We start from the raw sequence: 13,402 nt of genomic DNA, 5'->3' as shown, positions 1-13,402 counted from the left end.
GAAAGGCACCGGTCGGGGCCGCGTTGAAGGGATCGGTTTGCCGCATTTACTGAGCCTCCTGATTCCAGACGCGGATCGCGCTGTCGGGGGTATCGCCGCAGATCGGATCCTGCCCCGCGCTCGTGATCACGATCACACGGCCCGCAGGCGAGGTGAAGGCCGTGCAGCCCGCTTCGGTCTGGCTTTGGGGCCATGGCTTTGCGCCCATCTCGGCAAAGGTCGAGAATACGACCTCGGCCGCTTCGGTTTGCGAAAGGGTCATGTCGGAGATTTCGCAAAAAGCGCCGTCATCAGCGACAGTTGCCATGGAATCCAGATAGTCAAATTCGACCAAGCCGCCATAGGTGCCGCCCGCGTTCCACTCCATGAACTCGAAGACGCTCGCGGTCTGGTCGGGCTCGGTTGGTGCCTCGAAGGTGCCCAGGCAGGCGGCAAGCCCGCCTTGCACCCGCAGTGCCGGATCTTCAGCGCGTAGCTGGTTTGTGAGTTCCTCAAGAAGCATCACGTAGGGCAGCTCTTCAAGATCCTGCGCCTCTGCCGGCAACGGCGCGACAAGGAGCGTGGATAATGCGAGAGAAAGATATCGGAACATGATTTGCTCACCTGTACTCGAAACCTTGGCGAGGGAGTGGGCAGGATGCCCACCCTGCGGTGCTCATCCCTTAACCGCCTTCACGATCTTCTCGGCCCCGTCCTTGAGGTCATCCGCCGCGATCACGTTGAGGCCGGAATTCTGGATGATCTCCTTGCCCTTCTCGACGTTGGTCCCTTCGAGACGCACCACCAGCGGCACTTGCAGCCCGACCTCTTTCACAGCCGCGACCACGCCCTCGGCGATCACGTCACAGCGCATGATGCCGCCGAAGATGTTGACGAGGATGCCTTTGACCTGTGGATCAGAGGTGATGATCTTGAACGCCTCGGTCACCTTCTCCTTGGTGGCGCCGCCGCCGACGTCGAGGAAGTTGGCGGGTTCCGCGCCGTAGAGCTTGATGATGTCCATCGTGGCCATCGCCAGACCCGCACCGTTGACCATGCAGCCGATTTCACCGTCGAGCGCGATATAGTTCAGATCGTATTTCGACGCTTCCAGCTCTTTGGGGTCTTCTTCGGTCGTGTCGCGCAGTTCGGCGATGTCGGCGTGGCGGTAAACCGCGTTTGAATCAAAGCCCATCTTGGCATCGAGGCATTTCAGATCGCCCTTGTCGGTCACGATCAGCGGGTTGATCTCCAGCATCTCCATGTCTTTTTCCAAGAACAGCTTGTAGAGCGTGCCCATCAACTTGACGCATTGTTTGACCTGCGCGCCCTGAAGGCCGAGGTTGAAGGCGATGCGGCGACCGTGGAATGGCTGATAGCCGGTCGCGGGGTCGACGCTGAAGCTGAGGATTTTGTCGGGCGTCTTTTCGGCCACTTCCTCGATGTCCATGCCGCCCTCGGTCGAGCAGACAAAGCTGACGCGGCTGGTCTGGCGGTCCACCAGCAGGGCCAGATACATCTCGGTCTCGATGCCCGAGCCGTCTTCGATATAGATGCGGTTGACCTGCTTGCCCGCCGGGCCGGTCTGTTTGGTCACAAGCGTGCGGCCCAGCATTTTCTTGGCTTCTTCGGCAGCCTCTTCGACCGATTTGGCCAGACGTACACCGCCTGCCTCGCCTGCGGCTGCTTCCTTGAACTTGCCTTTGCCGCGGCCGCCTGCGTGGATCTGCGCCTTGACCACCCAGAGCGGGCCGTCCATCTCGCCTGCTGCGGTCTTGGCCTCTTCGGCGCGCAGCACGACGCGACCGTCAGAGACTGGTGCGCCGTAAGACCGCAGGAGCGATTTGGCCTGATACTCGTGGATGTTCATTTGGGCAGTCCCCGTGTTGCTTTGGTTGCGGGCATTATACCCACAAGGTTGGCCAGAGTTTAAACGGCTTTCTGCTAGTTTTGCTCAATTTGGGTCAATTCCACGCATTTGTGATCACACGGGTAAATCGTGTGATCACAAATTCTGACGCGATGGGCGGTGCCGCAGAATCATCTCGTAAAATCGGGGCGGTCGGGGGATGTGATCCGTCACGGAGATGTGTGCCCTGCGGCGGCTTTTTGCGCGTGCGTATCGGTCGGGCCATCGACCACGACAGGATCAGCCACGGCGGGGGCGCCATGTCCGAAGCATGGCGAGGCCGAGTTTTCCGGGGCGCGGCCCCGTGGCCGATCCAAAAAAGGCCCCGAAGAACCCCGGAGCCATTCCGTTTTGCAGGACATAGGCCTCTGAAACCTGTCGGCCAAATAGCTGGCAGGTTTTTGTATTTACGTCCGAATTCGGGCAAAACCCGTAGATCCAAGAAATAAACTGGCGGGAAGTTCGAACTTCCCGTGAGCGGTATCATTTTGCACCATCAAAATTGGGTGAGGCCGCGTATTGGGTAGGCCCGCTCTGCGGACAAAGCCAACCTTGCATTTGGTGACGACCCCGCAACGACAGAGCTGGAACATTTGGTCTGACGATCCCTGCTAGACACTCGCAGATGTCTGGATTTCAGGAAAATCCATTCAGGTGGCTCGACGCTTAGACCGAATTTTCCATGCTCGATGGATGGTTCGATTTTAGATTGAAAGCTGGTTTCCTTGCCTGAATGAGCCAAATCGGCAATAATACGGTATTTATATCTACATTGCGCCCAATTCCGACAACCGCGTTTTTCAAATTATAATGGAGAGTCTGATGATTAAAATCTTTCTTTGCGCCGCCGCCCTCGGTTGGGTCGCTTTTGGATCGGTCGCATCGGCCGCAACGATCACGGTCGGCTACACCTATTCGGTGACGAATGCTGAATTTGATACTGTCACGGCACCTTCCTTTGCTGCTGTACCGGACGATGACGGCTACACACTTTCCCTCACAAGTGGTGGAGCCTTATCTAGCTTTTCTTTAGGTTCTGGCGCTGTATTGGATTTTGGAGCCGAAGGGATAACCGGAGTGACAACGTTTACTGTTACAGACATTGATCCGAATCTTGAACTTGATCCGAATGATCCTTTTGCCTTCCCGATAGGCGTCTCAGTTGAAAATGCGTCAGGAGCGCCGATATTTAGCAGTTCGCCAATTACGATTACCACTCCTGCACCGGTACCGCTTCCTGCCTCCTTACCTCTGCTCGGGATGGCGGTAATTGCCTTTGGCGGTCTGTCGGCACGCCGCCGACGTCAGCAGCAAGCTTGATGCAGATCGCGTGCCCTTTCCTTCGAACAGCTTGCTGAAACCGCTAAACCAGCGAACTGGCAGCCGCCGCGATGGGGCGAATGCATGTTTTAGTAGACGCTTTCGCTATGAGTGAATTTGCGGCTTATATTCAGGTCCGATCTGGGCTCGAACCGGGCATTAGACTTCAGCATGGTGACGCAAATGCTGGCCTTTCATAGGCGAGCCGAAACACACTCACATCCTATTTAGGCACCCAGAAACAAAAAACAGGCGGTGAGTAAACTCACCGCCTGTGTTCTACAGAACGGAATGGCCCGGAGAAAGTCCGAAGCCTTCTTCGATTCCTTATAGCTGGATCAGGCCAGCGAGCCGTCGATGTCCTTGCAGGCCTTGACCAGACCTTTGACCGCGTCGACGGACTTGTCGAACATCGCCTGTTCGTCCTTGTTCATCTTGATCTCGACGACTTTCTCGATGCCGCCGCCACCGATCACGGTGGGGACGCCGACATAGAAGCCCTTGAGCCCGTAAGCGCCGTCCACATAGGCGGCGCAGGGCAGGACGCGTTTCTGATCTTTCAGGTAGGCTTCGGCCATTTCGATCGCCGAAGTGGCGGGCGCGTAGAAGGCGGAGCCGGTTTTCAGCAGGCCGACGATCTCGGCGCCACCGTCACGGGTGCGCTGGACGATGGCGTCCAGTTTGTCCTGGGTGGTCCAGCCCATGTCGACCAGATCGGGCAGGGGGATGCCTGCGACGGTCGAATAGCGTGTGAGCGGCACCATCGTGTCGCCGTGCCCGCCCAGAACGAAGGCGGTGACGTCGCGCATCGAGACGCCGAATTCCAGGCTGAGGAAGTGGCGGAAACGCGCGGAGTCCAGAACGCCTGCCATGCCGCAGACCTTTTCATGCGGCAGGCCGGAAAATTCGCGCAGCGCCCAGACCATCGCATCGAGCGGGTTGGTGATGCAGATAACGAAAGCGTTGGGCGCGTTATCGCGGATGCCTTCGCCGACGGATTTCATGACCTTCAGGTTGATGCCCAGCAGGTCATCGCGGCTCATCCCCGGCTTGCGGGCGACACCGGCGGTCACGATGCAGACATCCGCACCGGCGATGTCGGCATAGGATTGCGTGCCGCTCAGCGTGGCGTCGAAACCTTCGGAAGGTCCGGATTCGGAAATGTCGAGCGCTTTGCCTTCGGGCGTGCCTTCGGCAATGTCGAACAGGACGATGTCGCCCAGTTCCTTGAGGGCTGCGAGATGGGCGAGCGTTCCGCCGATCTGTCCTGCGCCGATAAGGGCAATCTTGGGTCTGGCCATGAGAGTCTTCTCCGGATGGGTGAATTTGCGCCCCGTGCTATCCAATCGCTGGGATGCGCGCAAGCCACCATGCTGTGTGCAGGCCGGGCAAAGAGAATGGCCGCCCCGGTGCGGGGCGGCCATGATGTGCGGCAGATGAGGGTTTAGCTGGCCTGGTAGTCAGGCTGTGCTTCGAGGCTCTCCTTGGTTGCGTCCATGTAGATCAGGAGCGAACCATCGGTGCCGTGCTGCAGGATCTGCAGCTGCTCGAAATCCACCGCCACGGGCTTTTCCCCGATGCCGAGGAAGCCGCCGACATCGACCACGGCGCGGGTCAGTTTGCCGTCTTCGACCAGAAGCTCGGAAATCTCGCCCAAGTCCTCATCGTCGGTGCCGTAGACACGTGCGCCTTGCAGGTCGTCGACAGTGAAGTTGCGTGCATCGACAAGTTCGACCTCGGCGTAACCGTCACGTTCGACCTGAGGGCGGTTGAAGGTGGGGGTAGCCATCGTGTCTTCGGCTTCGGCCTTCTCGTGCCCGTCGGTTTTCATGGCCGCATTGGATGCCATGTTGTCATGGGTGCCCATCATCGTCGCTTCACGGTCATAGGCAGGTACGGTGCCCAGTTCTTCGGCGGTGGCGTTCACGACCAGGAAGCGGTCACCGGAGTCACCTGCTTCGTTCAGGACGCGGATGGCATCCATCTTGATGGCCACATCGCGTTCACCCATGCCGAGGAAGCCGCCGATGCCAAGAATGACCGCTTTGACTTCGCCGTCCTGGCTGATGACCAGATCATTGATCTCGCCAATATCGTCCCAGTCCTGCTCTGCGTCGGCCTCGATGGACGAGCCGGTTTCATAGTCGTTGTCGGCGCGATAGACGCGCATGCCGATCAGGTCAGACCCATAGAACTGGCCGATCGAGGGTTCCATCTGTGCGGTCCAGTCGATGGGGCCGTGCGCCTCGGCCAGAGCTGAAGTGCCAAGCGTCAGGGCGAGCGCGGTCGTTGTCAGAAAACGTTTCATTTTCATCTCCTTAGTGGTTTAACTTGCGAATTGTTACGGCGTGTGCCGCCGTGTGGTACATCAACGTCGAACTGTGTGGACGGTTCCAAACGTTTCGTTTGAATTTGCAAATTTTCTGATCCGAGCTGGCATGACTGACGCGTACATCACCCCGGAGACCCATGCCCTGTTGGGGCTGCCGTTGACGGTGTGGGTGCTGGCAGCGCTGGTGGCGATATTCGCGGGGGTCTCGAAGGGCGGCTTCGGGTCCGGCGCGGCCTTTGCCGGGTCGTCGGTGCTGGCGCTGGTGTTGCCGCCGGGGCAGGCGCTGGGGATCATGTTGCCGCTGCTGATGCTGATCGATCTGGCGACATTACGGCCCTATTGGCGGCAGTGGAGCTGGCCTGATGTCCAGTTGCTGGTGGCGGGCGGCCTGCCGGGCGTCGGCTTGGGCGCGGCGCTTTACCGGGTGGCGGATGCCGATGCGTTGCGGCTGCTGATCGGGGCGATCTGCCTGGCGTTCGTGGCATGGCAAATGTGGGGGCGCATGCGCGCCGCGCGCCGCCGTATGCCTGCGTGGGGAGGTGTGATCGCCGGGCTGGTGGCCGGGTTCACCAGTTTCGTCAGCCATGCGGGCGGCCCGCCTGCCGCGATCTACCTGCTGTCACGGGGGCTGAGCAAGATCGAGTATCAGGCGACGACCGTGCTGCTGTTCTGGATGGTGAACATCGCCAAGGCGGTGCCCTATGGGTTCCTGGGGATTTTCACGGCGCAGACCCTGCTGATCGACGTGGTGCTTGCGCCATTTGCGGTGCTGGGCGCGTGGCTGGGGGTTGTCGCGCACCGCGCCGTACCGGAACGGGCGTTTTTCGCGCTGACCTATCTGCTGCTCACCGCGACGGGGACCAAGCTGATCTGGGACGCTCTGGCGTGAGCGGTATCTGAACGGGTGCGCCGTTCTCCTTTGCGGTTCGCTTTGAGTGCCTGGCGCGTGTTGGGGGTGGATGATGCTGCGCTGCGGCACATAAGGGCTTGAACAATTCCCATCAAAAATGGCATTGCTGGCGCAAGATTATTACCCGCGCTTAATGCAGGAGAGATTCATGGACGCTGCCAGCCACCCGTATCGATCGGTACTCTATATCCCCGGCTCGAAGGAGCGCGCGATTGACAAGGCCCGCAGCCTGCCGACGGACGCCATCATCTTTGACCTCGAAGACGCGGTGGCGCCCGATGCCAAGGCCGCTGCCCGCCAGACCCTTGCGGCGGCGCTGAAAGAGGGCGGCTTTGGCAAGCGGGCCAAGATCGTGCGGATCAACGCGCTGACCACCGCCTGGGGGCTGGAGGATGTGCGCGTGCTGGGCGATGCGGGTGCCGATGCGATCCTGCTTCCCAAGGTCAACACGCGCTCGGACGTGGACAATCTGGGCGATCTGCTGCCCGCAGACATGCCGATCTGGACGATGATGGAAACCCCGGTGAGCGTGTTCAATGCGCGTGACATCGCCGCCCATGGCCGGGTGGCGGGGCTGGTCACCGGCACCAATGATCTGACCAAGGATCTGGGCAGCCGCAGCCGCGCCGACCGTTTGCCGCTGATGACAGCGCTGCAGATGATCGTCATGGCGGCGCGTGCCGCGCGTATCGTGGCGATTGACGGGGTCTATAACCGGTTCCGCGACGGCGAAGGGCTGCGCGCGGAATGCGAGCAGGGTCGCGACCTGGGGTTTGACGGCAAGACGCTGATCCATCCCGCGCAGATCGAAGTGGCCAATACCGCATTTGCCCCGACCAGTTCGGAAATCGACCTGGCGCGGCGGCAGATCGAGGCGTTCGAGGCCAGCGAAGCATCGGGGCAGGGGGTTGCGGTGGTTGACGGCATGATCGTCGAGAACCTGCATGTGGTCGCGGCCAAGCGGTTGCTGGCGCGCGCGCAGGCGGTTTCGGAAATGGGAGCACAATGATGGGCATGATATTACTGATCCTCGGGCTGGCGCTCTGGGCTGGCGCGCATCTCTTCAAGCGGCTGGCTCCAGAGCGGCGCGCGGCCATGGGCGTCAAGGGGCGCGGGCCGGTTGCTCTGGCGATCCTCGCGGGGCTCGTGCTGATGGTACTGGGCTACCGGATGGCCGATGGTGCGTTCTACTGGGGGCGCAGCCCGGCAATGGTGGGGATCAACAACCTGCTGATGCTGCTGTCGATCTACCTCTTTGCGGTATCTGGCGCGAAGACCGCGCTGGCGCGGCGGATGCGGCACCCGATGCTTGGCGCGGTCAAGCTCTGGGCGCTGGCGCATCTGCTGGTCAATGGCGATGTGCCGTCCTTCGTGCTGTTTGGCGGGATGCTGGCCTGGGCGGTGCTCGAGGTCATCCTGATCAACCGGTCCGAGCGGGACTGGACGCCACCGCCCGTTGCGCCCCGGCGCAAGGAAATCACTGCGATCATCGCGAGCGTGATCGTCTACGCGGCGATTGCAGCGGCGCATTATGCGCTGGGTTACCCGACATTTGGATGAGGATGCCATGAAACTTTATCGACTGCTTACCGCCGAGGACACATCGGCCTTTTGTCACAAGGTCACGGAAGCGCTAAACAAGGGCTGGGCGCTACACGGTAGCCCGACCTACGCATGGGATCACGCAAATGGCGTGATGCGCTGCGGGCAGGCCGTGACCAAGGACGCGCCGGGCGAGTATACGCCCGAGACCAAGCTGGGGGCACAGTGAGCATGGCGAAAACCAATCCGGGCCGATTTTTTGAGGATTACACTGTCGGCGAAACCATCCGCCATGCGGTGCCGCGCACCGTTTCGGGGGGCGAGCGGGCGCTTTACCATGCGCTCTACCCGGCGCGCCATGCGCTCTATTCTTCTGACGAGTTTGCCCGAGACTGTGGTCTGCCTGCCGCACCGCTGGATGATATCGCGGCGTTCCATGTGGTGTTCGGCAAGACCGTGCCGGACGTTTCGCTGAATGCGCTGGCAAATCTGGGCTATGCCGAGGGGCGGTGGCTGCGGCCGGTCTATCCCGGCGATACTATCCATTCGACCTCTGAAGTGATCGGTTTGAAGCAGAATTCGAACGGCAAATCGGGCGTTGTCTGGGTGCGCACCAAGGGGCAGAACCAGCGCGGCGAGACGGTGCTGGACTATGTGCGCTGGGTGATGGTGCGCAAGCGTGATCCGGGCAGCGATGCGCCCGCCCCGGTGATCCCGGAGCTTGCAGGCGCGCTGCGGTCCGATCAACTGGTGGTGCCCGAGGGGCTGGATTTCACGCGTTACGATTTCGAACTGGCGGGCGAGCCGCATCGCTGGGGCGATTACGCGGTGGGCGAGACGATCGACCATGTGGACGGTGTCACGGTCGAAGAGGCCGAGCATATGTTGGCCACCCGCCTGTGGCAGAACACCGCCAAGGTGCATTTCGACACCTCCGCGCGCCCGGACGGGCGGCGCTTGATCTATGGCGGGCATGTGATCTCTCTGGCGCGCAGCCTGAGCTTTAACGGGCTGGCGAATGCGCAGATGGTGGTCGGGCTGAATGGCGGCGCACATGCCAACCCATGCTATGCGGGCGATACCGTCCGGGCATGGACCGAGGTGCTGGACCGCGCCGAGACCGATGCGCCGGGAGTCGGTGCGTTGCGTCTGCGGCTGGTGGCAACCAAGGGCGGCGCGCCATTTGCGCTGAAGGGCGAGGATGGCCGCTACCTGCCGGATGTGCTGCTTGATCTTGATTACTGGGCCTTGGTTCCTGTCTGATCGCGCAACCGTCCGGTGCCGGACAAGCGGCAACGGAGATCGCGATTGGCCGGTTGCGGAAATCCGGGCCCTGCCGGATGCAACAGGGCGTGGGATGAGGAACGATGCAAGGTAAGCGCGGGCTGAGTCGGTGATTCGTGATCACGAAAGCGAGAGGAAGGTCGTACTTTGTGATCACGCCCATTTTTTTCGTGATCACGAAACCGTCCAGAGACGGGCATTCCTTGCTGGAAGGCGCGAGATATGGCATTTGGGGCTGTGCACCGGTGACAGGCGCGCTAAAACTAATCGCAAACGAACAGCCAGTCATGGCATCGCCCGACCGAGGGCGACCATTTGCCAAGGAAGGGACCTGTAAAATGGCCGATGTGAACAGGGGCGACCGCCCGCTATCGCCCCACCTGACGATCTACCGCCCGCAGATGACGTCGATCTCGTCGATCCTCACGCGGATCACGGGCAACGCGCTGATCGTGGCGACCTTGATGATCGTGTGGTGGTTGCTGGCCGCCGCTACGGGGCCCGAATATTTCGAGACCGCGAACGCGTTTGTCACCTCGTGGTTTGGTGATCTGGTACTGACGCTGTCGCTCTGGGCGATCTGGTATCACTATCTGGCGGGGCTGCGGCACCTGATCTGGGATGCCGGTCGCTGCATGGATATCAAGTCGGCCGAGAAGCTGGGCTGGATCTGTGTCATCGGGTCGGTCGTTCTGACGATCCTTACAATCATTATCATCTGAGGGAGGTAAGCCATGCGTTACCTGACCGCCCGTAAGCGCGCCGAAGGCAAGGGTGCGGCCCATACCGGCACCGAGCATCACTGGTACATGACCGTCAGCGGCGTGGGGCTGGCGCTGATCGTGCCGATCTTCCTCTATATCTTTGGCAGCGCGCTTGGCGGCAGCCGCGAAGAGGTGCTTGCAACCTTTGCGCATCCCGCCGTGGCGATTCTGACCGGGCTGGTCCTGTTTGTCGGGCTGGAACATTTCCGCAAGGGCGCGCAGACCATGCTGGAGGATTATTCGCGCGGTGCCATGCGCAAAGTGCTGATTATCAGCGTGACGGTGCTGTCTTACGGGCTGACGGCCACTGGCCTGTTCGCCCTTGCCAAAATTGCGATTTGAGGATCTGACCTGATGGCTGCTTACGAATACGAGACGCATGATTACGATGTGGTTGTGGTTGGCGCGGGCGGCGCGGGTTTGCGCGCCACGCTGGGGATGGCCGAACAGGGGCTGCGCACCGCTTGCGTGACCAAGGTGTTCCCGACCCGGTCGCATACCGTCGCGGCGCAGGGGGGCATTGCGGCTTCACTGTCGAATATGGGACCCGACAACTGGCAGTGGCATATGTATGACACGGTCAAGGGCGGCGACTGGTTGGGCGATACCGACGCGATGGAGTATCTGACGCGCGAGGCCCCCAAGGCGGTCTATGAGCTGGAGCATTACGGCGTGCCGTTCAGCCGCACCGAGGAGGGCAAGATCTATCAGCGTCCCTTTGGCGGCCACACCACCGAATTTGGCGACGGCCCGCCGGTGCAGCGGACCTGTGCGGCGGCTGACCGGACTGGCCACGCGATTCTGCACACGCTTTATGGGCAGAGCCTGAAGAACAACGCCGAGTTCTATATCGAATATTTCGCCATTGACCTGATTATGTCTGATGATGGCGTCTGCACCGGGGTCGTCTGCTGGAAGCTCGACGATGGCACGATGCATGTGTTCAACGCCAAGATGGTCGTTCTGGCTACTGGCGGTTATGGCCGGGCCTATTTCAGCGCCACGTCCGCACATACCTGCACCGGTGATGGCGGCGGCATGGTGGCGCGGGCCGGTCTGCCGCTTCAGGACATGGAGTTCGTGCAGTTCCACCCGACGGGCATCTATGGTTCGGGTTGTCTGATCACCGAGGGCGCACGCGGCGAGGGCGGGTATCTGACCAACTCCGAAGGCGAACGGTTCATGGAGCGCTATGCGCCGCAATACAAGGACCTCGCACCGCGCGATTATGTCAGCCGCTCGATGACGATGGAAATCCGCGAGGGACGCGGCGTGGGTGAAGAGGGTGATCATATCCACCTGAACCTGAGCCACCTGCCGCCCGAGGCGCTGCAACTGCGCCTGCCGGGGATCTCGGAGAGTGCGCGGATTTTTGCAGGCGTCGACGTGACCAAGGAGCCGATCCCGGTTCTGCCGACGGTGCATTACAACATGGGCGGTGTGCCGACCAATTACTGGGGCGAGGTGCTGAACCCGACGAAAAAGGACCCGCATGCGGTGGTTCCCGGCCTGATGGCCGTGGGCGAAGCGGGCTGTGCATCGGTGCATGGCGCCAACCGCCTTGGGTCGAACTCGCTGATCGACCTCGTGGTGTTTGGCCGGGCTGCGGCGATCCGCGCGGGCAAGGTGGTGGACGCGGACAGCGCCGTACCGGACACCAATACCAGCCAGGTCGACAAGGCGTTCGACCGGTTCGACAGCATCCGCAACGCCAATGGCGGCACGCCGACAGCCGAGCTGCGGCTGGAGATGCAAAAGACCATGCAGGCAGATGCGGCGGTTTTCCGTACATCCAAGACGCTGAAGGAAGGCGTCGAAAAGATGACGTCGATCGCGGCCAAGCTGGATGATCTGAAGGTCACGGACCGTTCGCTGGTCTGGAACACCGATCTGATGGAGACGCTGGAACTGACCAACCTGATGCCGAATGCGCTGGCCACGATTCATGGCGCCGAAGCGCGGACAGAGAGCCGCGGCGCGCATGCGCATGAGGATTTCACCAAGCGCGATGACGAAAAGTGGCGCGTGCACACGATTGCGCGGGTGGAGGGCAACAAGGTGGCGCTCAGCTATCGTCCGATCATCGAGGCGCCGCTGACCGACGAGAAAGAGGGCGGCATCAGTCTCAAGAAGATCGCGCCGAAGGCACGGACATTCTGATGCAACTGGTCAACGCCGAAAAAGTCGCGGCAGCAGATCGCGCCGCGCGAAGATGGCTCGGGTGAGCGTCGCCGCCACATATCGCCGCGTGTTGATCGGCGGCGCGCTGATCGCCGGGCTGTCGGCCTGCGGTGCGGCACGGGACGTGGCCGATGCACTGGCGCGCGACCGGGCCAAAACGGTCGTGAACAGCGTTGTTGCAGAGCGGTTTCCCGGTGTGAACCCGGCGCCGGTATCGGACTGCATCATCGACGCGGCCAGCGCCGGAGAGATCATATCCATTGCCAGTGCCGCGGGCACCGGCGTGACCCAATCGACGGCACAGGAGGTGATTGAAATCGCGCAACGCCCCGAAGCCGTGCAATGTATCGCCCAAAACAGCATCACGCTGTTGGGCGGCTGAACGGAGGCGACTCACATGGTTCAATTCACCCTTCCCAAGAACAGCCGGATCACCACCGGCAAGACCTGGCCCAAGCCGACTGGCGCCAAGAACGTGCGCAAGTTCAGCATCTATCGCTGGACGCCGGATGACGGGGCGACCCCGCGGGTGGACACGTATTTTGTCGATATGGACACTTGCGGCCCGATGGTTCTGGACGCGCTGATCAAGATCAAGAACGAGATCGACCCGACGCTGAGTTTCCGCCGGTCCTGCCGCGAGGGCATCTGCGGCTCCTGCGCGATGAATATCGACGGGATCAACACGCTGGCCTGCATCTATGGCATGGACGAGATCAAGGGCGATGTGAAAATCTATCCGCTGCCGCATATGCCCGTGGTGCGCGACCTTATACCCGACCTCACGCATTTCTACGCCCAGCATGCCAGCATCATGCCGTGGCTGGAAACCAAGACCAACCGACCGGCGAAGGAATGGAGGCAGTCCATCGAGGACCGCGCCAAGCTGGACGGCCTTTATGAGTGCGTGATGTGCGCCAGCTGTTCGACAGCCTGCCCCAGCTACTGGTGGAATGGCGACAAGTATCTCGGCCCCGCCGCGTTGCTGCATGCCTATCGCTGGATCATCGACAGCCGGGACGAGGCGACGGGTGAGCGGTTGGATGATCTGGAAGATCCGTTCAAGCTCTATCGGTGCCACACGATCATGAACTGCACCAAGACATGCCCGAAGGGTCTGAACCCGGCCAAGGCGATCTCCGAGATCAAGAAGATGATGGTCGAGCGCACGGTCTGACCGC

At 61.2% G+C, this 13,402-nt stretch carries 15 protein-coding genes; 11 read left to right on the top strand and 4 right to left on the bottom strand.

Annotation, left to right across the window (positions count from 1 at the left end):
- Positions 1-46 precede the first annotated feature (46 nt).
- Entirely contained in the window at positions 47-592 is a 546-nt protein-coding gene (locus tag O3306_RS04685) for a hypothetical protein (protein ID WP_272003996.1), read from the bottom strand.
- A gap of 63 nt (positions 593-655) precedes the next feature.
- Positions 656-1,849, bottom strand: a complete 1,194-nt coding sequence (gene sucC / locus O3306_RS04680) for an ADP-forming succinate--CoA ligase subunit beta (protein WP_272003993.1) — start codon at positions 1,847-1,849, stop codon at positions 656-658.
- Positions 1,850-2,710: 861 nt separating this feature from the next.
- Between sucC and O3306_RS04675 the strand changes: the two genes are divergently transcribed.
- The gene (locus O3306_RS04675; RefSeq protein ID WP_272003989.1) at positions 2,711-3,208 is read left to right on the top strand and encodes a VPLPA-CTERM sorting domain-containing protein; all 498 of its coding nucleotides are present in this window, start codon (positions 2,711-2,713) and stop codon (positions 3,206-3,208) included.
- Between the two features lie 338 nt (positions 3,209-3,546).
- On the opposite strand, the gene mdh is transcribed toward O3306_RS04675, so the two are convergent.
- Entirely contained in the window at positions 3,547-4,509 is a 963-nt protein-coding gene (mdh, locus tag O3306_RS04670; protein ID WP_272003986.1) for a malate dehydrogenase, read from the bottom strand.
- Positions 4,510-4,652: 143 nt separating this feature from the next.
- Positions 4,653-5,516 carry a PRC-barrel domain-containing protein gene (locus tag O3306_RS04665; protein ID WP_272003982.1) on the bottom strand — a complete coding sequence of 288 codons (864 nt, stop codon included), beginning with the start codon at positions 5,514-5,516 and terminating at the stop codon, positions 4,653-4,655.
- A gap of 130 nt (positions 5,517-5,646) precedes the next feature.
- Here O3306_RS04665 and O3306_RS04660 point away from each other — a divergent pair, with 130 nt between their 5' ends.
- From O3306_RS04660 to O3306_RS04615, 10 genes are all read left to right on the top strand, one after another.
- Positions 5,647-6,429, top strand: coding sequence for a sulfite exporter TauE/SafE family protein (locus O3306_RS04660; protein WP_272003980.1), 783 nt, complete (start codon positions 5,647-5,649; stop codon positions 6,427-6,429).
- Between the two features lie 169 nt (positions 6,430-6,598).
- On the top strand, positions 6,599-7,459 hold the full coding sequence (locus O3306_RS04655; protein WP_272003976.1) for an HpcH/HpaI aldolase/citrate lyase family protein: 861 nt from the start codon (positions 6,599-6,601) through the stop codon (positions 7,457-7,459).
- Between the two features lie 5 nt (positions 7,460-7,464).
- Positions 7,465-8,010 carry an NnrU family protein gene (locus O3306_RS04650; RefSeq protein ID WP_272004175.1) on the top strand — a complete coding sequence of 182 codons (546 nt, stop codon included), beginning with the start codon at positions 7,465-7,467 and terminating at the stop codon, positions 8,008-8,010.
- A gap of 7 nt (positions 8,011-8,017) precedes the next feature.
- On the top strand, positions 8,018-8,221 hold the full coding sequence (locus O3306_RS04645; RefSeq protein ID WP_272003974.1) for a DUF1737 domain-containing protein: 204 nt from the start codon (positions 8,018-8,020) through the stop codon (positions 8,219-8,221).
- 2 nt (positions 8,222-8,223) lie between these two features.
- Positions 8,224-9,255, top strand: coding sequence for a MaoC family dehydratase (locus O3306_RS04640; protein WP_272003972.1), 1,032 nt, complete (start codon positions 8,224-8,226; stop codon positions 9,253-9,255).
- 359 nt (positions 9,256-9,614) lie between these two features.
- Positions 9,615-9,998, top strand: a complete 384-nt coding sequence (gene sdhC, locus O3306_RS04635; RefSeq protein ID WP_272003969.1) for a succinate dehydrogenase, cytochrome b556 subunit — start codon at positions 9,615-9,617, stop codon at positions 9,996-9,998.
- Between the two features lie 12 nt (positions 9,999-10,010).
- The gene (gene sdhD, locus O3306_RS04630; RefSeq protein WP_272003966.1) at positions 10,011-10,382 is read left to right on the top strand and encodes a succinate dehydrogenase, hydrophobic membrane anchor protein; all 372 of its coding nucleotides are present in this window, start codon (positions 10,011-10,013) and stop codon (positions 10,380-10,382) included.
- A 12-nt stretch (positions 10,383-10,394) separates the two neighbouring features.
- Positions 10,395-12,200: a succinate dehydrogenase flavoprotein subunit gene (gene sdhA, locus O3306_RS04625; protein ID WP_272003962.1), complete on the top strand. Its 1,806-nt coding sequence runs from the start codon at positions 10,395-10,397 to the stop codon at positions 12,198-12,200.
- A 52-nt stretch (positions 12,201-12,252) separates the two neighbouring features.
- Positions 12,253-12,603, top strand: a complete 351-nt coding sequence (locus tag O3306_RS04620; RefSeq protein ID WP_272003960.1) for a succinate dehydrogenase — start codon at positions 12,253-12,255, stop codon at positions 12,601-12,603.
- A 15-nt stretch (positions 12,604-12,618) separates the two neighbouring features.
- Positions 12,619-13,398: a succinate dehydrogenase iron-sulfur subunit gene (locus O3306_RS04615; protein WP_272003958.1), complete on the top strand. Its 780-nt coding sequence runs from the start codon at positions 12,619-12,621 to the stop codon at positions 13,396-13,398.
- The last annotated feature ends 4 nt before the right edge of the window (positions 13,399-13,402 follow it).

The sequence above is a fragment of the Roseovarius sp. ZX-A-9 genome (genome assembly GCF_028369135.1).
Lineage (GTDB): Bacteria > Pseudomonadota > Alphaproteobacteria > Rhodobacterales > Rhodobacteraceae > Roseovarius.
The sequence above is the reverse complement of the archived record's forward strand: the minus strand, read 5'-3'. Positions and strand labels throughout refer to the sequence as shown.